Below are 20,516 nucleotides of genomic sequence, written 5' to 3' on the forward strand. Positions count from 1 at the left end.
GGCTCAGGCAGGCAAGGATAAGGCCAATAACTGATGGCCTTGTCTCTTTTGAAGTGCCATTACCTGGCATGTAAATGACATCATTGCGCCGAACTTTTCGTGAACAAAATTTCAGGTCTTGATTTGAGTCTTGACCCTGTCAGCGGCTCGAACAATATTGCGAACAGGAATGATTATCAAGTAAGGTTTTCAAATATTTTTGAATGAACACACACAACAGGGGAGTGCGAAGCCGCTTATTCGCATGCTCAAGTAAGCGCTCGCGTGTTGATTTTAAAAACCGTCAACGCCTTGTTATTCAAGGTGTTGGCGGTTGATTCAAGACACCCGGATGCAACCTGGTTTTCCCCCTGTAACAGGTGTTCGAATTTTTTTGAAAACCCACGACTGAAGCACGCTCAGGAGAGTCCCGATGACCGTTCGTCACAGCACCAACGCCACGCTTCCCATCAGCTACCTGTTCGTTCCCGGCAACCGGCCGGAGCGCTTTTCCAAAGCGGTCGAAGCCGGGCCGGATGCGATCATTCTCGACCTCGAAGATGCTGTTCATCCGAACAGCAAAGCCGTGGCCCGGGCGTCGATCTGGGCCTGGCAGCAGAGCACGCCCGAAACGGCCTGCCAGCGTTACATCCGACTGAATAGCGTCGGCAGTTCGCTGTTTCGCCAGGACATGACCTGGCTGGGTGACATGCGCTATCCCGAGCGCTGCGCAGGGATTTTCCTGCCCAAGGCCGAATGTCCAGAGAGCCTCTCTCGTGTGGTCGAACGCCTGCTGGCGTGGAACCCCGACCTGCAAATCGTCGCCATCATCGAGACCGCCAAAGGCTTGCATCAGGTCGAGGCAATTGCGGCGATTCCCGGTTTGGCACGGCTGGCATTCGGTTCGCTGGATTTCTCCCTGGACATCGATTGCAGCCAGATTCCCGAGGCGTTTCTGTTCGCTCGCAATCGCATCGTGCTGGCGTCGCGCGTCGCCAGTTTGCCTGCACCGATCGATGGCGTGACCCCGGCCATCAGCGACATGGCGGTGGTCGAGCGCGACTCGCGTTACGCCCGGTCGCTGGGGTTCGGCGCCAAGTTGTGTATCCATCCTTCGCAAATCGCCACGGTGCAGAAAGCCTACCTGCCCAACGCCCGCCAACTGGCGTGGGCGGATCGGGTCCTTAACGCCGTGGCCGGGGGCAGCCACGCGGTGCAAGTCGACGGTGAAATGGTCGATCTGCCGCTGATCGAGCAGGCGCAACGCCTGCGGGACATGGCCAGCCAGTACGCGCTGGTCGCCAACGCGGATGCTTGCTGAAACGGGGGACGCATCATGGGACATGGTTACCAGATTGCCCTGCGGCCACTGTGCGACGTGCGGCAATCCGAGCAGGTCGATCCGCTCAACGTGCAGCGGCTGCGCGAGGCGATCATCCAGGCCGGGCACTGGCTGGAACCGATCATCGTCGAGCGCTCCCGGGGCATCGTGATGGACGGCAATCACCGGTTCAACGCGGCGCGGGCGCTGGGGTTGAAACGGGTGCCGTGCATCCAGCTCGACTACGCCGATCCGCGAGTCTGTGTACGGCACTGGCAAACCGGGCAGGCGTTCGAAGTGGCGCGGATATTCACCACCATCGAGCGCGGCGAACTGTTCCCGTACAAGACCACCCGGCACGCGTTCGACCCCGCGCTGCCGATGATCTCCATTCCGCTGCAATGCCTGTACGACTGACCGGCGTCGGAGGGTGGGCTTCGCAGCCCATCCTCCGGACGTTCTCTTCCGAGCCATCCGCTCGCAAAAAAATATTCAACGACGCTGATACTTTTTCGATTGTCGACTGGCAAATAGGAGTCATTACCATTTCAGTCATTCGAGAAGGACCCCATCGTCATGTCTGTTGCACGTCGACCTTGCAGTGAACGCGCGTTAACGCTGGCTATTCGCACCGCCATGCTGAGTTCTATTCTGGCCGCAGGAAGCGCCACTGTCTGGGCAGCAGACCCCAAGCAATCCGAGCAACAGGACGTCGCCGCCACGGAAGGGCTGACGCTGGATACCACCAACGTTACGGGCAGCTACAACGGCGCGACTGCCTTGCCGGAAGTGCTCGCCGGAGGCCAGGTCGCCCGAGGCGCAAGGCTGGGGATGATGGGCAACAAGGATGTGATGGACACGCCGTTCAGCGTGACCAGCTACACCGTCAAGACCCTCGCCGATCTGCAAACGGTGACCGTGGCCGATGCGCTGGAACGCGACCCTTCGGTACGCTCCACCGGGCAGACCGGCGGCATCGTCGATTCGTTTTTCATCCGCGGATTTGCAATAGGCGAGGGCAACCTCGGCGAGCTGGCCTACGACGGTGTGTACGGCGTAGCGCCCAACTATCGGGTGTTTACCGAATACGCCGAACGCGTTGAAGTGCTCAAAGGGCCGGGCGCGCTGATGTACGGCATTTCCCCCAACAGCGGCGTCGGCGGCGTGATCAACATCGTGCCCAAGCGGCCACTGGACGAAGACCTGACCCGCTTCACCGGCACTTATGCTTCCGACTCGCAAGTGGGCGGGCATCTGGACGTCAGTCGGCGTTTCGGCAGCGAGAACCAGTTTGGCATCCGCTTCAACGGCAGTACCCAGGGCGGCGACACCGCGATCAACGATCAGGAACGCGCGCTGAACATCGGCGCCATCGCACTCGATTACAAGGGCGAGCGCTTGCGCCTGAACCTGGATTACATCAGCCAGAAAGAGAGCTTCGACGCGGCCTCGCGACCGTTCACCATTGCACCGGGTGTGAAGGTTCCATCGGCGCCGAACGGCCGCACCAACCTGCCGCAGGACTGGGGCTGGTCGGACACCAAGGAGCAGTCGGCATTGCTCGGCGGCGAGTATGACCTCAACGATAACCTGACCGTGTTCGCCCACGCCGGCGGCGGTCGCTCCGACGTCAAGCGCATGTCCGACCAGGTACCGCGAATCCTCAACGACGCCGGCGACACCAGCAACATTCCCGGTTACTACAAATTCAACGTCGACCGTTCGACGGCTGACGTGGGGATGCGTGCACTGTTCGCCACCGGCCCGGTCACCCACACGACCACGGTCATGGCGACCCGTTATCAGGACGAATTGTCCCGTGGCATCAACAACGGCACGGAAATCCGCTCGAACATCTATCACCCGGTAGACGTGCCCAAGCAGTACATCAGCTCGCCGAAAGTGCTGCGCATTTCCGAATCGGAACTGTCTGGCGTCGCACTGACCGATACCCTCGGCTTTCTCGATGACCGGATTCAGTTGACCCTCGGCGTACGCCGACAGGACATCGAATCGCGTAACTACAACGCCTCGGGCTCGGTCAGTTCTCGTTATGACGACAGCGCGACCACACCGCTGGCGGGCGTGGTGGTCAAACCATGGGAAGACGTTTCGCTGTACTACAACTACGTCGAAGGCCTGAGCAAAGGTGATATCGCTCCAGGCACCGCAGCCAACTCCGGCGAAACGTTCGCCCCTTACAAGTCCAAGCAACATGAAATCGGTGTGAAGTACGAACACGGTACGTTCATGACGACTCTGGCCCTGTTCCAGATCGAGAAACCGAGTGGCGAAATCGGCGCCGGCAATGTGTTCTCGGTGCAGGCCGAACAACGTAACCGTGGCGTCGAGTTGAGCATGTTCGGTGAAGTCGCGCCGGGCACTCGCCTGATGGGCGGCGTGACCTTGCTGGACGGCGAACTGACGGACTCGGCCACCGCCGCCAACCGTGGCAACAAACCGGTGGGCGTGCCGGATGTCCAGGCCAACCTTTGGGCCGAGTGGGACACACCGTGGGTCGAAGGTTTCACCCTGACCGGCGGCGCGATCTACACCGACAGCCAATACGTCAATCAGGCCAACACCCAGGAGCTGCCATCCTGGACCCGCATCGACGCCGGCGCTCGCTACGCCACCAAGATCGAAGGTCGGCCGACGACGTTCCGCGCCACGGTGCAGAACGTGTTTGATCGTGAGTACTGGTCAGGTGTGGCGTCCTACGGCGCGTTCTCCCCGGGCTATCCACGCACGTTGCAGTTGTCGGCGACCGTCGACTTCTGATCGGGGGCGCACTGCTGAGTGCGCCTTCTTCTATATAGAGCTACGCACAGCGGCTGATCATAAAAAGGAGTATTCGCATGTTAACCAGCCCGGCATCGACGTCCTCTGGCAAGCAATTGCAGTTTTCGTTGGCGAAGGGGCAGCGGGCCTTCGATTTCGAGCGCAGCACCAATGAGCATATCCGTGAGCTGCTGCATTATTACGGGCTGCGCACCAGTCTGATCCGGATCAAAGTGATCGATGCCTTGCTGGTTGCAGCACGCGAAGGACGCGCCGTTGGCGGGCGCGGGGTGCATGGGTATCTGCAGGCGTTTGTCAGCGGCATTCAGTTCATCAGCGTCAGGGAAGTGCTCAAGCGTTTGTGCGAGGAGGGCGTCATCGTGTTTCAGCCTGACAAGAGCTACCGGTTTACCGGCGAAGCCTACACCTTGCTGGAGCAGCATGCCGACCGCTGAATGACTGCGTTTGCTGTCCTGATCAAAACCACCTGCTCGCGGGTGGTTTTTTCGTTTGGGGCCGTCAATCCCGATTCGATGAAAGCGTTCGATCACCGGACAGCCAAACCTTCGTCCAATTGCCCACCCCGACACTCCGGCGTACTGTGACCGGTGAACCACCCGTGATCACACAATAAATAGAAGATCGAGTGCCTTGCCCATGGACAACCGCCTGCTGAGCGACCGCAGCAGCGTGTTTCGCCACGCTGACCCGTATGCCGTCTCCGACTATGTGAACCAGCACGTCGGTCAGCATTTCATCGGCCTGTCCCGGACTACCCATCCGCAAGCCAGCCTCAACCACCGCAAACTCGCCGACCTCGATCTGTGTCGTATCAGCTATGGCGGCAGCGTTCGCGTCACTTCGGTGGCGCTGGAAACGGTCTATCACCTGCAAGTCCTGCTGCAAGGCAACTGTCTGTGGCGCGGGCCCAAGCGCGAGCATCATCTGGTGCCGGGCGAATTGTTGTTGATCAACCCGGACGATCCGGTCGACCTGACCTATTCCGACGATTGCGAGAAATTCATCCTCAAGGTGCCGGTCAGCGTGCTGGAGTCGGTGTGCGACGAGCAGCGCTGGTTGCATCCTGCCGGTGGCATCCGGTTTCTGCGCAATCATTACCGGCTCGACGAACTGGAAGGTTTTACCAACCTGCTCGGCATGATCTGCCAGGAAGCCGAAGCCAGCGATCCGTTGCTGCGGGTGCAGGAGCATTACGCGCAGATCGTCGGCAGCAAACTGATCTCGCTGATGAACACCAACGTCAGCCGTGAATGCCTGAGTTCACCGAGCGTCAGTTTCGAGCGAATCCTCGACTATATAGAGCGCAACCTGAAACAGGATCTGCCTGCCGAGCACCTGGCCACACAGGCGAACATGAGCCTGCGCTCACTCTACGTCTTGTTCGAACGCCAGCTTGGCGTGACCCCGATGCAATACATCCGCCAGCGCAAGCTGGAACGTATTCATGCCTGCCTCAGCGATCCGAATTGCCCGGTGCGCAACCTCACCGAACTGGCGCTGGACTACGGCTTCCTGCACCTCGGGCGTTTCTCCGAAAGCTATCGCCAGCAGTTCGGCGAACTGCCGTCCGTGACCTTCAAACGCCGCCACTGAATTCCCGCCCCGAAACAACCTGAAGCACCTGCCGCGCCGTCCTGCACAAAACGGATAACGCTCTGCAGGATTCGGATATTGCCTCCCGCGTTGCCTCCCTAATCTGACCTGGCCTGAACAATAACAATGGAGGCCCCGGCCATGTCCCTGGGAATCGACTACCTCAATGCCATGCTTGAAGAGGACCCCGAGAAGGGTGCCTACCGCTGCAAGCGGGAGATGTTCACCGATCCGCGGCTGTTCGAACTGGAGATGGCGCACATCTTCGAAGGCAACTGGATCTACCTCGCCCATGAAAGCCAGATCCCCAACGTCAATGACTTTCTGACCACCACCATGGGCCGCCAACCCGTCTTCATCGCCCGCAACAAGGCCGGTGAACTCAATGCCTTTCTCAATGCGTGCAGCCATCGCGGCGCCATGCTCTGCCGGCACAAGTCCGGCAATCGTTCCAGCTACACCTGTCCGTTCCACGGCTGGACGTTCAACAACAGCGGCAAACTGCTCAAGGTCAAGGACCCGAGCGAGGCCGGCTACCCCGAAGGCTTCAACTGCGAAGGCTCCCACGACCTGACCAACGTCGCGCGTTTCGAATCCTATCGCGGCTTTCTGTTCGGCAGCCTGAATGCCGACGTGAAGTCTCTCGTCGAGCACCTGGGCGAGTCGGCCAGGATCATCGACATGATCGTCGATCAGTCCCCCGAAGGCCTTGAAGTGCTGCGTGGTTCCAGCTCTTACATCTATGAAGGCAACTGGAAACTCACCGCCGAAAATGGCGCCGACGGCTATCACGTCAGCTCCGTGCACTGGAACTACGCCGCCACTCAGAACCAGCGTCAGCAGCGCGACGCCGGTGAAGAAATCAAGACCATGAGCGCCGGCAGCTGGGCGAAGAAGGGCGGTGGTTTCTACTCGTTCGAGCACGGCCATCTGCTGCTCTGGACCCGCTGGGCCAACCCCGAGGACCGTCCGGCCTACGAGCGCCGCGATGAACTGGTCCGGGACTTTGGCCAGGCTCGCGCCGACTGGATGATCGAGAACTCGCGCAACCTGTGCCTGTACCCCAACGTGTATCTGATGGATCAGTTCAGCTCGCAGATCCGCATCGCCCGGCCGATCTCCATCGACAAGACCGAGATCACCATTTATTGCATCGCGCCCAAAGGCGAGAGCGCTGAGGCTCGGGCCAAACGCATTCGCCAATACGAAGACTTCTTCAACGTCAGCGGCATGGCCACCCCGGATGACCTCGAAGAATTCCGCTCGTGCCAGACCGGCTACGGTGCCGGGCGCGGCTGGAACGACATGTCCCGTGGCGCGACCCATTGGGTCGAAGGCGCGGACGCGGCGGCCGAGGAAATCGACCTCAAGCCATTGCTGTCCGGCATGCGTACCGAAGACGAAGGCCTGTTCGTGCTGCAACACAAGTACTGGCAGGAAACCATGCTCAAGGCCGTTGCCAGCGATAAAAACCTGATCCCCGTGGAGGCCGTGCAATGAGCAACCTCTACGACACCGTGCGCGATTTTCTCTACCGCGAAGCACGTTATCTCGACGATGGCCAGTGGGATCAGTGGCTGGAGCTCTACGCTGCCGACGCCAGTTTCTGGATGCCGGCCTGGGACGACCACAACACCCTGACCGAAGACCCGCAAAGCGAAATCTCGCTGATCTGGTACGGCAACCGTGGCGGCCTCGAAGACCGGGTATTCCGGATCAAGACCGAGCGCTCCAGCGCGACCATCCCCGACACCCGCACCTCGCACAACCTGAGCAACATCGAGATCGTCGAGCAGGGCGAAGGGCAATGCCGGGTGCGTTTCAACTGGCACACCCTGAGCTTTCGCTATCAGGTCACCGACAGCTACTTCGGCAGCAGTATCTACACCCTCGACCTGCGCGGCGAACAGCCGCTGATCAAGGCCAAGAAAGTCGTGCTGAAGAACGATTACGTCCGTCAGGTCATCGACATCTATCACATCTGATCGAGACGGCGGCGAGCCGGGCTCGACGCTGTGAGCGAGGTGCACCATGAGTTTCCAGATCGCACTGAATTTCGAAGACGGGGTCACCCGTTTCATCGAGGCCTCGGGCCTCGAATCCGTTGCCGACGCGGCGTATCGCCAAGGCATCAACATTCCGCTGGACTGCCGCGACGGCGCCTGCGGCACCTGCAAGTGTTTCGCCGAGGCCGGGCGATACGACATGGGCGACAACTTCATCGACGACGCCTTGAGTGAAGAAGAACTGGCCCAGGGTTACGTCCTGACCTGCCAGATGCGCGCCGAAAGCGATTGCGTGGTGCGGGTGCCGGTCGGCTCGCAGGTGTGCAAGACCGAGCAGGCGAGTTTCCAGGCGTCGATCAGCGATGTCCGGCAGCTTTCCGAGAGCACCATCGCGCTGTCGATCAAGGGTGAGTCCCTGAGCAAACTGGCGTTCCTGCCGGGGCAATACGTCAACCTGCAAGTGCCGGGCAGCGAGCAATCCCGTGCCTATTCCTTCAGCTCGTTGCAGAAGAACGGCGAGGTCAGTTTCCTGATCCGCAATGTCCCCGGCGGCTTGATGAGCAGCTTCCTGACCGGACTGGCCAAGGCGGGCGACAGCCTGAATCTCGCCGGGCCGCTGGGCAGTTTTTACCTGCGGGAAATCAAGCGGCCGCTGCTGCTGTTGGCGGGCGGCACCGGGCTCGCCCCGTTCACGGCGATGCTGGAGAAAATCGCCGAGCAGGGCAGCGAGCATCCGGTTCACCTGATCTACGGCGTGACCAATGATTTCGATCTGGTTGAACTTGACCGCCTCGAAGCCTTCGCCGCGCGCATCCCGAATTTCAGCTTCGGCGCCTGTGTGGCCAATCCGCAGAGCCAGCACCCGCTCAAGGGCTATGTCACCCAGCACATCGAGCCGCGCCATCTTAATGAAGGCGATGTCGACGTGTACCTGTGCGGCCCGCCGCCGATGGTCGAGGCGGTCAGCCAGTACATCCGCGAGCAGGGCATCACGCCGGCGAATTTCTACTACGAGAAGTTCGCGGCGGCCTGAGTCTTTTTTCTGAATGTCGAGGTTGTCATGAACAACAGATTCGCCAACAAGGTCGCGCTGGTCACCGGCGCGGCGCAGGGCATCGGTCGCCGGGTGTGCGAGCGATTGCTGGAAGAGGGCGCACACGTCGTCGCCGTCGACCGCTCCGCACTGGTTCACGAACTGCAAGGCGAGGGCGTTTTGTCGCTGACCGCCGACCTTGAGCAATACGCCGATTGCGCCCGGGTGATGAGCGCCGCCGTCGATGCATTCGGGCGCCTGGATGTGCTGGTCAACAACGTCGGCGGCACCATCTGGGCCAAGCCGTTCGAGCACTACGACGTCGAGCAGATCGAGGCCGAAGTGCGCCGCTCGCTGTTCCCGACGTTGTGGTGCTGCCACGCCGCATTGCCGTACATGCTCAAGCAGGGGCGCGGCGCGATCGTCAATGTGTCGTCGATTGCAACCCGCAGCCTGAACCGTGTTCCGTACGGCGCAGCCAAGGGCGGCATTAACGCATTGACCGCGTGCCTGGCTTTTGAGAATGCCGAGCGCGGGATCCGGGTCAACGCCACCGCGCCCGGCGGCACCGAAGCACCACCCCGGCGCATTCCGCGAAACACCACCGAACAGTCCGCGCAGGAGCAAGCCTGGTATCAGGAAATCGTCGCGCAAACCCTCGATAGCAGCCTGATGAAACGCTACGGAACCCTCGACGAACAGGTCGGCGCGATCCTGTTTCTGGCCTCGGACGACGCCTCCTACATCACCGGCGTGACGCTGCCGGTCGGTGGCGGCGATCTCGGCTGACACCTATTGAATGGACACCTCAATGAACCGAATCCTGATTGAAAACCTGTCGACGATCATCGTCGACCTGCCGACCCTCCGCCCGCACAAACTGGCGATGCACACGATGCAGAACCAGACGCTGGTGATCCTGCGCCTGCGCTGCAGCGATGGCATCGAAGGCATTGGCGAAGCCACCACCATCGGCGGCCTGGCCTATGGCTACGAAAGTCCGGAAAGCATCAAGGCCAACATCGACGCGCACCTGGCGCCGGCGCTGATTGGCATGGACGCGAGCAACATCAACGCCGCCATGCAGAAGCTCGACAAAATCGCCAAGGGCAACACCTTCGCCAAGTCCGGGATCGAGAGCGCATTGCTCGACGCCCAAGGCAAACGCCTTGGCCTGCCCGTGAGCGAACTGCTCGGCGGACGGGTCCGCGACAGCCTCGAAGTCGCCTGGACACTGGCCAGTGGCGACACCGCCCGCGACATCGCCGAGGCCGAGCAGATGCTTGATCTGCGACGGCATCGGATCTTCAAACTGAAGATCGGCGCCAACCCGCTGGAGCAGGATCTCAAACATGTGGTGGCGATCAAGAAAGCCTTGGGTGATCGCGCCAGTGTGCGGGTCGACGTCAACCAGTACTGGGACGAGTCCCAGGCGATTCGTGGCTGTCAGGTGTTGGGCGATAACGGTATCGACCTGATCGAGCAGCCGATCTCGCGAGTCAATCGTTCCGGGCAGATTCGTCTGAACCAGCGCAGCCCGGCGCCGATCATGGCCGACGAATCCATCGAAAGCGTGGAAGACGCGTTCAGCCTCGCCGCCGACGGCGCCGCCAGCGCCTTCGCCCTGAAGATCGCCAAGAACGGCGGTCCGCGCGCCGTATTGCGCACTGCGCAAATCGCCGAAGCCGCCGGCATCGCCCTGTACGGCGGCACCATGCTCGAAGGCTCCATCGGCACGCTGGCTTCGGCCCACGCGTTCCTCACACTCAGGCAACTGACGTGGGACACCGAGCTGTTCGGCCCGTTGCTGCTGACCGAAGACATCGTCACCGAGCGCCCGCAGTACCGCGACTTTCACCTGCATATTCCACGCACCCCAGGCCTGGGCCTGACGCTGGATGAAGAGCGTCTGGCGCGTTTTCGCCGGCACTGATTCCCCAAGGAGAACGCCATGCTGTTCCACGTAAAAATGACCGTGAAATTGCCCGCCGACCTGGACCCGGCCGTTGCCACAAAGCTCAAGGCCGACGAGAAAGAACTCGCCCAGCGCCTGCAACGCGAAGGCCAGTGGCGACACCTCTGGCGCATCGCCGGGCACTACGCCAATTACAGCGTGTTCGACGTACCCAGCGTCGAGGCGCTGCACGACACCCTGATGCTGTTGCCGCTGTTTCCCTACATGGAGATCGAGATCGACGGCCTCTGCCGTCATCCCTCGTCGATCCACGCCGACGACCGCTGAGCCCGGACTCAACCCCACAACAACAAGATGAGGTGAACATCATGACCGTGAACATTGCCCACACTGCCCAATTGCAGAAGTTCTTCGAAGAAGCCGCCGGTTTTGCCAACGATGGCGGCAGCTCGCGCTTGAAAACCATCGTCCTGCGGGTGTTGCAGGACACCGCCCGGATCATCGAAGACCTGGACATCAGCGAAGACGAATTCTGGAAAGCCGTCGATTACCTCAACCGTCTGGGTGGCCGATCCGAAGCCGGGCTGCTGGTGGCCGGCCTCGGGCTTGAGCATTTCCTCGACCTGTTGCAGGACGCCAAGGATGCGCAGATCGGTTTGACCGGCGGCACACCGCGCACCATCGAAGGCCCGTTGTACGTGGCCGGCGCGCCGCTGTACGAAGGTGAATGCCGGATGGACGACGGCAGCGAGGAAGGCGTCGCCACGGTGATGTTCCTTGAAGGCCAAGTGTTCGACCCGCAGGGCCAACCGCTGGCCGGCGCCACGGTCGACCTGTGGCATGCCAACACCAAGGGTACTTACTCGTTCTTCGATCAGAGCCAGTCCGACTACAACCTTCGCCGCCGGATCATCACCGACGCCGAAGGCCGTTACCGCGCCCGCAGCATCGTGCCTTCCGGTTATGGCTGCGATCCCCAGGGCCCGACTCAGGAATGCCTGAACCTGCTTGGCCGCCACGGCCAGCGCCCGGCTCATATTCACTTCTTCATTTCCGCGCCTGGGCATCGGCACCTGACGACGCAGATCAATCTGTCGGGGGACAAATACCTGTGGGATGACTTCGCCTATGCAACCCGTGAGGGGTTGGTCGGGGAAGTCGAGTTTCGTGAGGATGCCGCGGGGCGTCGTGCCGAATTGAAGTTCGACTTCCAGTTGCAACAGGCGCCGGATTCGGCAGCCGAACAGCGCAGTCAACGGCCACGGGCGTTGCAGGAATCCTGATTCCAGAGCTCTGACCGGATTGGTTGAACTGCGCAAGAAGTTGCGCAGTTGTCCGTAATAAAACCAGGTTCAAAACCGCTACAGGCCTTGCCGATCATGGCCTACAGCCAAGTGCGCAAGAAGTTGCGCAGTACTGCGCAACTTCTTGCGCACTTTTTCGCTTTTTCCTACAGAAAAAAACGAAAAAAAACCGCGCGAGCTTCGTAAACCCTTGATAGGTAATGGCCATATGATAGCTGGCACGGCTTTTGATTACTCCTTTGCCACCTGGACAGGCAATCACGCCGTCCGGTCCTGTCTTTTGAGCAAGGAGCACACCCCATGGCAACACCAGCGTACATGTCGGTTACCGGCGAAAAACAAGGCCTGATCACTGCCGGCGCCTTCACCGCCGACTCCGTTGGCAACACCTACCAGGAAGGCCACGAAGACCAGGTCATGGTTCAGGCTTTCACCCACGACGTGATCATCCCGCGTGACCCGCAATCCGGTCAGCCAACCGGTCAGCGCGTTCACAAGCCAGTTGTGATCACCAAGGTCTACGACAAGGCTTCGCCTCTGCTGCAAGCGGCTCTGACCTCCGGCGAGCGCATGAGCGAAATCGTTATCCAGTGGTACCGCACTTCGGCGCAAGGCACCCAAGAGCACTACTACACCACCAAACTGGAAGACGCGATCATCGTCGCCATCAACAACAAAATGCACAACTGCCAGGATCCAGGCAACGCGCACTTCACCCACCTGGAAGAAGTGCAGTTCACCTACCGCAAAATCACCTGGACCCACGAAGTATCCGGTACTTCGGGTTCCGATGACTGGCGTGCTCCAGTCGTTTAATTACGACTGATGGTTGTACCGCCTCGGCCGGTTTCGCCGGTCGAGGCACCTTCACTACTCAAAGAATTTTCAGCGTCAGATTCTTATCGATCTGGCGTGCGCAGCAGCACAGCACGAGGGACAAGGGAATGTTCTCACCGGCCAACCAGGCTCATTTCAACCTGACCATCGATGGCGCGGACAGCGATTTCCAGGTGCTGTCGTTCACCGGTCGGGAGGCCCTCAACACGCCCTTCGAATTCGAGCTGGAACTGGTCAGCGAAAAGGCCTCGATCAACCTCGAAAGTCTGCTGCACAAACTGGCGTTTCTTCAGCTGTCGCCGAGCGGCACCGGCATTCACGGGCTGATCTACAGCATCGCTCAGGGCGAGGCGGGCAAGCGCCTGACCCGCTACAAGATCTCGCTGCGCCCGCAGCTTTCGTACCTCGCGCACCGTTTCAACCAGCGCATTTTCCAGCAGATGACCGTGCAGCAGATCATCAGCCAGGTGCTGGAAGAACACGGCATCCTCGCCAGCGACTACCACTTCCAGCTGAGCGCGATCTATCCCGAGCGCGTCTACTGCACGCAGTACGACGAAAGTGACCTGCATTTCGTCCAGCGCCTGTGCGAAGAGGAGGGGATTCACTACCACTTCCAGCACACCGCCAGCGGCCACAAACTGACCTTCGGCGATGACCAGACGGTGTTCCCGAAACTGGCGCCCGTGGCCTATCAGCAGGACTCCGGGCTGGTGGCGGACAAACCGGTGGTCAAGCGTTTCGGCCTGCGCCTGGCGACCCGCACCAGCCGCACTACGCGGCGCGATTATGACTTCGTCAAACCGAAGATCGAGCTGGAAAGCGACGCCAAGAGCAGCGCCCAACCGGACCTGGAAGACTACGATTACCCGGGGCGTTTCGTGGACCGCGAGCGCGGCAAGCATCTGGCCAACCGCAACCTCGAACGCCACCGCAGCGACTATCGGCTGGCCGAGGGCAACAGCGACCAACCGATTCTGGTCACCGGGCATTTTCTGGCCCTGACCGACCACGCCAACCCGACGTGGAACGACCTGTGGCTGCTTACGGACATCTTCCACGAAGGCAAACAGCCGCAGGTGCTGGAAGAGTCGGTGACCAGCGACACCACCGACAACAAAGACGATTTCCATCAGGGCTATCGCAACCGCTTCAACGCCATCCCCTGGGACGTGCCGTACCGTCCGCCGCTGGACCACCCGAAACCCAAAGTCCTCGGTTCGCAAAGCGCCGTGGTCACCGGCCCCGAAGGCGAAGAAATCTTCTGCGACCAGTACGGCCGGGTGAAGGTGCAGTTCTTCTGGGACCGCGAAGGCCAGCACGACGACAAGACCACCTGCTGGATGCGCGTGGCCTCCAGCTGGGCGGCTGAAACCTTTGGCTCGATCAACATTCCGCGGGTCGGCATGGAAGTGCTGATCACCTTCCTCGAAGGCGATCCCGACCAGCCGCTGATCACCGGTTGCCTGTACCACGGCGCCAACCTGCCGCCGTACAAACTGCCGGACTTCAAGACCCTGGCCACGGTCAAGAGCAAGGAATACAAGGGCAGCCGCGCCAACGAACTGCGCATCGACGACACCACCAGCGAGATCAGCATCGCGCTGCGCAGTGACCACGGCGCGAGTGCGATCAACCTTGGTTACCTGACCCACCCGCGCCCAAGCGGCGGCCAGCCGCGCGGCGAAGGTTTCGAGTTGCGCACCGACCGCCACGGCGCCGTGCGCGCCGGTGCCGGCCTGCTGATCACCACCGAGCCGCGCCCGAACGAATCGAAGCACCACAAGGACCTGCCGGAAACCGCCGAACGCCTGGCCACGGCCAGCGATCAACAGGATGGTTTCGCCACGCAGGCCAAAGAGCTGCAAGCCCAGGAAGCGGGCGACCAGGACGACGTGGCCAAGGCCTTGCACGCGCAGCATCAAGGCGTACTCGGCTCGGGTCCGGCAAACCTCACCGCCAACGAATTCCCCGAGTTCACCGAGCCGCATCTGGTGCTCGCCAGTCCGGCCGGTATCGCCCTGACCACACCGCGCTCCAGCCACATCGCCACCGGCGAACACCTGGCGCTGAGCAGCACCGGGCACACCAGTTTTTCCATCGGCAAACGCCTGCTGGCCAGTGCCAGCCGTGGCATGCGCCTGTTCGTGCAGAGCATGGGCTGGCGGCTGGTGGCGGCCTCCGGCGACATCGACGTCAAGGCACTCAAGGACAGCATCAACCTGCTGGCCAAGCTCAACATCACCGCCAACGCCGACCGCATCACCATCACCGCCAAGACCGAACTGGTGATCCAGGGCGGCGGCAGCGCCACCACCTACAACGCCGGCGGCATCACCCACGCCACCAGCGGCCCGTACACCGCGCATGCGGCGAACTTCGCCTACACCGGGGCGAAATCCTTGGCGGGCGTGTTCCCGGAACCGCCGAAACCGGGCAAGGGCAATCTCGAATTGTTCAACCAGTACGCCGGGCGTCAGGGCATCAAGGAAGGCGACTACGAAGTCATCGATGCGCTGGGCAAAAGCATCAAGGGCAAGCTCGACGGCAAGGGCTTCGCCAGCGTCGCCGGCGCCGCACCGGGGCCGGCGCGCGTGCTGTTCGGCAAGGATCCGGCGGATACCTGGAGTGAAGGCAGCTACATCGGCAAACCGGAATGGCCGTTGAATCCGCCGGGCGCGGAAGACATTCCGAGTCAGGTGCAGGCCATGGTGGCGCAGGCGTTGCCGAGCAAGAACTGGGATCTGTTGGAGAAGGGCAAGGAATTGGCACAGACCGGGATGGGCGCGATGCAGACCGCACAAGGCGCGATGCAAACAGCGCAGCAGGTGAAAGGCGCCGTGCAGGGCGGAGCGGCGGGGCTGCCGAAACTGGCGAGTGCGGCGATGCCGAGTGCTTCCGGGCTGCTCGGGGCGGCGAGCAAGGCGGGCAAGTTGCCGAGTCTGCCAGCACCCGCGCTACCGAAATCCTCGCTTAAAACCCCTGGGCTGATTGCAAGTGAGATGCTGTCATGACTACCGCAAGCGCAACACAAAGCCGAGAGTCTCAAGTTGCTGTCGTGCCACTGAATCAGATTCAAGTAGCGGATGTCGGACGCGATGCTGCCAAGTTCGATGCATGGCTGCAGGAAGTCAGTGGCGGTTACGTCACCCTCGAGCGAATCAAATATGTCGCCGGAGCCCTGCCGGTAGTTGGCAACATCATGGCGTTGGTCGATGTCTTGAATGACATTGCCGTTTTATCTCGAAGTGAAAAGCGCGATCCGCTGGATTGGGTCAGCCTGGGCATCGACCTTATCGGTGTAATACCTGTCCCTGCGAATATGGCTGCCGCACGCATGAGCCTTCGACCGACGCTTTACCTGGTTCGGCAGGAAATGAAGGTGGCTGGCAAGGCGCTTTTGGGCGACGCGTTGATCAACGTGATTGCCGGTCACTTGAACGCAACGATTGTTGGCGAGATTGATCACTTCGTTAAGACCGCCCAATCTGCCTTGCCTGATCTGCTGGATAAAGCCGGGCAAAAGGGTGAAGAGTTCCTCAAGCAGATTGCCACGGGATTGAACGCTGTTGTCGATGCTGAACTTGATGCCGGTGCTGACCTCAAGCGAGCAGGGAAAAAAATGGACGGTGTGGGGGGGCAACTCCTGCACGATCCCGGCAAGGCCATCAGCAATATTTTTGACGCAGCCTTCGATGTCTATAAGGCCGCGGGAAAGGGCGTAGTCAATAGCGCTGCAAAGCATCTGTTGCCTCGGGAAGCCAAGAAGCTCGTTCACGATCAAACCAAGATACTGGTTGCCATGGGGCCGGAGCTAAAGGCTCAACTGAAAAAGCTCAGTAATCCGAACATGCCGTTTTCCATCGGCGCGCTGCTGATCGTACTGACAAAGGCTGTCGAGGCCTGGAATCTGCGTAACAGGCGTGGTGTCGCCGGTCACGTGAAAGTCGGCGGAACGAGCCAGGCCAAACACAGGGCAGGTGAGGGCAGAACCGAAGTCAGGAAAACGGAAGTCCCGGCGAAGAAGAAACCCAATGCTGAAAAAAACGGTACCTGCCCGGGTACCTGCGACAGCATCAGCTTTGCAGTGGGCTCCGAAAGCATTGCTCACACGGATTTCAATTTGACCGGCCCGTTCCCGATCGAGTGGACGCGTATTTACAGCTCGGATCTGGATACCTATGACCAAGGCGATTTGGGTGCACGATGGATCACTTCGTTCACCACACGATTCGACCTCGTTGACGGTGCCTTGCAGTTCCATGATGCGGATGGCCGCAGCCATGACTATCCGCTGCCCAAAGTTGACCTGTTCCATTACGACGCGATCGAAAACCTCACGGTTGTCCGCGTTAGTGACGACAAGCTGTTGCTCTGCCGTGGTTTCGAACGCAAGGAAACCTATGTCCGTCGTGGCCAGCAGTTTCTGCTGGTCGGTGTGGAGTTGCGCAGCGGCGCCGGCATCATGCTGCATTACGAGCATCGCTACGGTGACCGGACAGTACTGTCCGACCTGATTACGTACGAGGGGGATCCGGGCAAGGTGCATCTGCACCTCGGCACGATGATTGATGGACAAGGGCGCTTGACCGGGCTCTGGGAGATCCGTGACGGTGAGCCTCTGCGTCAGCTTTGTTCCTATGTTTACGATTCGGCGGGCGATCTGGTTCAGGCACAGGATGAAAACGGTGCTGCATGGCGTTATCAGTACCAGCATCACCTGATCACCCGTTACACCGATCGCACCGGGCGCGGCATGAACCTGCAATGGCTGGGTCATGGTGCAGACGCCAAGGCAGTTCGTGAGTGGGCGGATGACGGCAGTTTCGATACCCGTCTGGAATGGGATGAAAACATTCGACTGGTGTACGTCACGGATGCGCTCGGTCATGAGACCTGGCATTACTTTGACAGTCTGGGTTACACCTACCGTATTCGGCACGCCGACGATCGTTCTGACTGGTTCTTCCGCGATAGCGCAAAAAACGTGATCCGCCACGTCCGTGCCGATGGGCGCTCGGATCGCTACAGCTATGATGAACGAAGCAATCTTCTCGAACACATTCGCACCGATGACACGGTGGTCCACTTCGCCTACGACGATCTCGACCAACTGATCAAGATCAGCGATGCCGAGGGCGGGCAATGGACAAGGGCCTATGACGACGCTGGCAACCTTGTCGAGAGCGTCGATCCACTGGGCAACAAGACCGAATACGCTTACAACCCGGCCGGGATGCCAACCTCGGTCAAAGATGCCAACGGCAATGAAAAGAAACTGGCCTACAACGCTTCCGGGCAATTGGTGGAGTACGTCGATTGTTCAGGCAAGACCAGTGCCTGGGAGTACAGCGAACGCGGCCAGATGATTTGCTTCACGGACGCTGCCGGCCACAGTACCGAATACCGATACAGTGCCGGGCAATTGACGTTGATCATGCACCCGGACAAGACCGAGGAGCGCTTCGAGCGTGATGCCGAGGGCCGATTGCTGGCCCATGTCGATGGTCTGGATCGTTGCACAACTTGGAAGTACAGCGCGGCGGGGCTGATCGCCGAGCGGGTGGATGCGCTGGAGCATGCCGTTCGTTATCGCTGGGACAAGCTCGGTCGACTGATTGCACTGGAGAACGAGAACGAACGTCGTGCTCACTTCAACTACGACCCGGTCGGTCGTTTACTTGAAGAAACAGCTTTTGACGGGCGTTCAGCCCGTTATTCGTACGAGCCCGAAACCGGGCGGCTTGCGAAAATCTACAACGGTGAACATTGCGTCGAGATACGTTTTGACTCAATGAATCGTTTGATCGAACGCAGAGCGATTCTGGGTGATCAGCAGCAAAGCGAAACCTTCGATTACGACGGTAACAGCAAACTGATCATGGCTTGCAACGCCGATAGCCGCCTGCAGTGGTTCCATGATCTGGCGGGTAACATCCTGCGTGAGCATCAACACTATCTGGGCCTCGAGAGCCCGATGGTCGCCATATGGCAGCATGAGTACGATGCACTCAATCAACGCGTTGCAACCCTGCGCCCCGATGGCCACCGAGTCAGTTGGCTGACCTACGGCAGCGGCCACCTGCTGGGATTGCGTCTGGATGACCATGAACTGGCCGGATTCGAGCGTGACGATTTGCACCGTGAAGTCGCTCGCCATCAAGGAAATCATCTGTTGCAAACGCAGAAATGGGACCCGGCCGGGCGCTTGCAAGCTCAGGTGCTGGAGCGCAGTGCCGACAAATCGGTGCTGCTCAAGCGTGACTACCAATACGATGCCGCTGGTCAACTGACGGATATCAATGACAGTCGTCGGGGCCCGCTTTCCTATCGTTATGACCCTGTCGGTCGTTTGATCAATGCCGTTACGCGTATAGGGGTCGAAACCTTTGCGTTCGATCCTGCCGGGAATCTCCTGGATGAACGAGCCTTTGAAATCCGCCGGCCTCTGGACCAAGAGCCTGCGCGAAGCAAACTGCTGGATAACGTGTTGCGTGAATACGCGGGCACGAATTATGAGTACGACGAGCGCGGCAATCAGATCAAGCGCTGGAGTAACGGCAGCGTCTGCGAAATGCGATGGGACCTGTTCGATCGCCTGGTGCATTTCGAAGATGATCGTCTGTCGGTGGATTATGCATACGACCCGTTAGGTCGCCGCCTGCACAAGAACTCTCGAGCGCACTACAAGCATCGTCCAGAGGCAGGCTCTCTGTGGAACAGCAATGAACATGCACGTAAACAACGTGAGCATGACTGTGGCTTCACGATGTTCGGTTGGGATGGTGACAATCTGGCGTGGGAGAGCAGTCCCCCGCAGCTGGATGGTGATACCGGACGCACGGTTCATTACATTTACGAACCTGGTACCTACAACCCCGTGGCACAGGCGCTGAGTCAGCAGCCTGTTCGTCTGGTGCCTCAACCCGAATACGGTGACGTTTACGCGGCGGACGAGGATCCACTTTGGAATCACGCTCCGGTTCCGCCCCCGTTTGATTCGATTGCCTGGTATCAGTGTGATCACCTCGGTACACCCCAGGAAATGACCGATCAGCAAGGGAATGTGGCTTGGAGCGCTCATTACAAAGTGTGGGGGCGGGCGATTGAACAGCGCTCATCATCAGCGCTGCAGCAAGGGTTGAAAAACCCATTTCGCTTCCAGGGTCAGTATCACGACCATGAGACCGGCCTGCATTACAACCGTCACCGGTACTACGATCCAGACGTCGGTCGCTTCGTTTCTCGTGATCCGATCGGGTACGCGGGTGGTATCAACTTCTATCAATATGCAATCAGTCCGACCCAGTGGGTCGATCCGAACGGTCTTTGCAGCACTGCACTCAATCGGGCACTGGGCGGAAAAACCCATGACAAGATGCAGGCCCATCACCTGATTCCCGAGGAAGTATGGGGACGGCAGGCCAGCTTCTTCTCGGATATCGGGATGGGTGGAGAACGCGATAAAAAGGAAAACGGATTGTTGATGCCCGACAGTGCCGATCAGGCCAAGAAAACCAAGCGTGTTTTTTACCACTGTGGGTCGCATGGTAAGGTCTACAGCCCGATGGTTAACAACATGGTAACGACCGTCAGAAGCAAATATGAAGCTGGTGTGATTGACGAAGCGCAGGCGCGAACTCAGATATCCGCGATTCAGACAAGACTGAGAGCCAGTCTTTCCGTACCTGGCACAACACAGCGCAGACTTAGATAAGCAGGGAGA

15 protein-coding genes are annotated in these 20,516 nt (G+C 59.9%); all 15 read left to right on the forward strand.

Annotated features, from left to right (window positions below; genetic code table 11):
* Nucleotides 1–412: 412 nt before the first annotated feature.
* A complete protein-coding gene (locus tag IF199_RS12685; protein WP_192560605.1) occupies nt 413–1,300 on the forward strand; it encodes an HpcH/HpaI aldolase/citrate lyase family protein in 888 nt (295 codons plus the stop codon).
* Nucleotides 1,301–1,315: 15 nt separating this feature from the next.
* Nucleotides 1,316–1,717 (forward strand): ParB N-terminal domain-containing protein, encoded by a 402-nt coding sequence (locus IF199_RS12690; protein WP_192560606.1) that lies wholly within the window; start codon nt 1,316–1,318, stop codon nt 1,715–1,717.
* Between the two features lie 159 nt (nt 1,718–1,876).
* A complete protein-coding gene (locus tag IF199_RS12695) occupies nt 1,877–4,081 on the forward strand; it encodes a TonB-dependent receptor (RefSeq protein WP_192560607.1) in 2,205 nt (734 codons plus the stop codon).
* A gap of 77 nt (nt 4,082–4,158) precedes the next feature.
* A complete protein-coding gene (locus IF199_RS12700) occupies nt 4,159–4,536 on the forward strand; it encodes a fe2+ zn2+ uptake regulation protein (protein ID WP_244142464.1) in 378 nt (125 codons plus the stop codon).
* 202 nt (nt 4,537–4,738) lie between these two features.
* A complete protein-coding gene (locus tag IF199_RS12705; protein ID WP_192560608.1) occupies nt 4,739–5,695 on the forward strand; it encodes an AraC family transcriptional regulator in 957 nt (318 codons plus the stop codon).
* A 141-nt stretch (nt 5,696–5,836) separates the two neighbouring features.
* Nucleotides 5,837–7,195 (forward strand): benzoate 1,2-dioxygenase large subunit, encoded by a 1,359-nt coding sequence (benA, locus tag IF199_RS12710; RefSeq protein WP_192560609.1) that lies wholly within the window; start codon nt 5,837–5,839, stop codon nt 7,193–7,195.
* On the forward strand, nt 7,192–7,680 hold the full coding sequence (benB, locus tag IF199_RS12715) for a benzoate 1,2-dioxygenase small subunit (RefSeq protein ID WP_192560610.1): 489 nt from the start codon (nt 7,192–7,194) through the stop codon (nt 7,678–7,680). Before benA ends, benB begins: the two co-directional genes overlap by 4 nt.
* Before the next feature lie 46 nt (nt 7,681–7,726).
* Nucleotides 7,727–8,734 (forward strand): benzoate 1,2-dioxygenase electron transfer component BenC, encoded by a 1,008-nt coding sequence (benC, locus tag IF199_RS12720; protein ID WP_192560611.1) that lies wholly within the window; start codon nt 7,727–7,729, stop codon nt 8,732–8,734.
* 27 nt (nt 8,735–8,761) lie between these two features.
* Complete coding sequence (locus tag IF199_RS12725; protein WP_192560612.1) at nt 8,762–9,523, forward strand: 1,6-dihydroxycyclohexa-2,4-diene-1-carboxylate dehydrogenase; 762 nt, start codon at nt 8,762–8,764, stop codon at nt 9,521–9,523.
* A gap of 22 nt (nt 9,524–9,545) precedes the next feature.
* Nucleotides 9,546–10,667, forward strand: coding sequence for a muconate cycloisomerase family protein (locus tag IF199_RS12730; RefSeq protein ID WP_192560613.1), 1,122 nt, complete (start codon nt 9,546–9,548; stop codon nt 10,665–10,667).
* An 18-nt stretch (nt 10,668–10,685) separates the two neighbouring features.
* A complete protein-coding gene (gene catC / locus IF199_RS12735; RefSeq protein WP_192560614.1) occupies nt 10,686–10,976 on the forward strand; it encodes a muconolactone Delta-isomerase in 291 nt (96 codons plus the stop codon).
* Nucleotides 10,977–11,017: 41 nt separating this feature from the next.
* Nucleotides 11,018–11,932, forward strand: coding sequence for a catechol 1,2-dioxygenase (catA, locus tag IF199_RS12740; RefSeq protein WP_192560615.1), 915 nt, complete (start codon nt 11,018–11,020; stop codon nt 11,930–11,932).
* A 321-nt stretch (nt 11,933–12,253) separates the two neighbouring features.
* Nucleotides 12,254–12,769, forward strand: coding sequence for an Hcp family type VI secretion system effector (locus IF199_RS12745; protein ID WP_007949952.1), 516 nt, complete (start codon nt 12,254–12,256; stop codon nt 12,767–12,769).
* Nucleotides 12,770–12,897: 128 nt separating this feature from the next.
* Nucleotides 12,898–15,804 carry a type VI secretion system Vgr family protein gene (locus tag IF199_RS12750; RefSeq protein ID WP_192560616.1) on the forward strand — a complete coding sequence of 969 codons (2,907 nt, stop codon included), beginning with the start codon at nt 12,898–12,900 and terminating at the stop codon, nt 15,802–15,804.
* On the forward strand, nt 15,801–20,507 hold the full coding sequence (locus IF199_RS12755; protein WP_192560617.1) for an RHS repeat-associated core domain-containing protein: 4,707 nt from the start codon (nt 15,801–15,803) through the stop codon (nt 20,505–20,507). Before IF199_RS12750 ends, IF199_RS12755 begins: the two co-directional genes overlap by 4 nt.
* Nucleotides 20,508–20,516 lie beyond the last annotated feature (9 nt).

Origin of the sequence: Pseudomonas allokribbensis (assembly GCF_014863605.1) — a bacterium.
In the GTDB taxonomy this organism is placed as follows: domain Bacteria; phylum Pseudomonadota; class Gammaproteobacteria; order Pseudomonadales; family Pseudomonadaceae; genus Aquipseudomonas; species Aquipseudomonas allokribbensis.

What these genes read in the sequence shown, in the direction of transcription:
- IF199_RS12700 (WP_244142464.1), top strand. Translation starts at nt 4,159, where the DNA reads ATGTTAACCAGCCCGGCATCGACGTCCTCTGGCAAGCAATTGCAGTTT.
- IF199_RS12705 (WP_192560608.1), top strand. Translation starts at nt 4,739, where the DNA reads ATGGACAACCGCCTGCTGAGCGACCGCAGCAGCGTGTTTCGCCACGCT.
- IF199_RS12685 (WP_192560605.1), top strand. Translation starts at nt 413, where the DNA reads ATGACCGTTCGTCACAGCACCAACGCCACGCTTCCCATCAGCTACCTG.
- IF199_RS12690 (WP_192560606.1), top strand. Translation starts at nt 1,316, where the DNA reads ATGGGACATGGTTACCAGATTGCCCTGCGGCCACTGTGCGACGTGCGG.
- IF199_RS12725 (WP_192560612.1), top strand. Translation starts at nt 8,762, where the DNA reads ATGAACAACAGATTCGCCAACAAGGTCGCGCTGGTCACCGGCGCGGCG.
- benB (WP_192560610.1), top strand. Translation starts at nt 7,192, where the DNA reads ATGAGCAACCTCTACGACACCGTGCGCGATTTTCTCTACCGCGAAGCA.
- catC (WP_192560614.1), top strand. Translation starts at nt 10,686, where the DNA reads ATGCTGTTCCACGTAAAAATGACCGTGAAATTGCCCGCCGACCTGGAC.
- IF199_RS12745 (WP_007949952.1), top strand. Translation starts at nt 12,254, where the DNA reads ATGGCAACACCAGCGTACATGTCGGTTACCGGCGAAAAACAAGGCCTG.
- benC (WP_192560611.1), top strand. Translation starts at nt 7,727, where the DNA reads ATGAGTTTCCAGATCGCACTGAATTTCGAAGACGGGGTCACCCGTTTC.
- IF199_RS12755 (WP_192560617.1), top strand. Translation starts at nt 15,801, where the DNA reads ATGACTACCGCAAGCGCAACACAAAGCCGAGAGTCTCAAGTTGCTGTC.
- catA (WP_192560615.1), top strand. Translation starts at nt 11,018, where the DNA reads ATGACCGTGAACATTGCCCACACTGCCCAATTGCAGAAGTTCTTCGAA.
- IF199_RS12695 (WP_192560607.1), top strand. Translation starts at nt 1,877, where the DNA reads ATGTCTGTTGCACGTCGACCTTGCAGTGAACGCGCGTTAACGCTGGCT.
- benA (WP_192560609.1), top strand. Translation starts at nt 5,837, where the DNA reads ATGTCCCTGGGAATCGACTACCTCAATGCCATGCTTGAAGAGGACCCC.
- IF199_RS12730 (WP_192560613.1), top strand. Translation starts at nt 9,546, where the DNA reads ATGAACCGAATCCTGATTGAAAACCTGTCGACGATCATCGTCGACCTG.
- IF199_RS12750 (WP_192560616.1), top strand. Translation starts at nt 12,898, where the DNA reads ATGTTCTCACCGGCCAACCAGGCTCATTTCAACCTGACCATCGATGGC.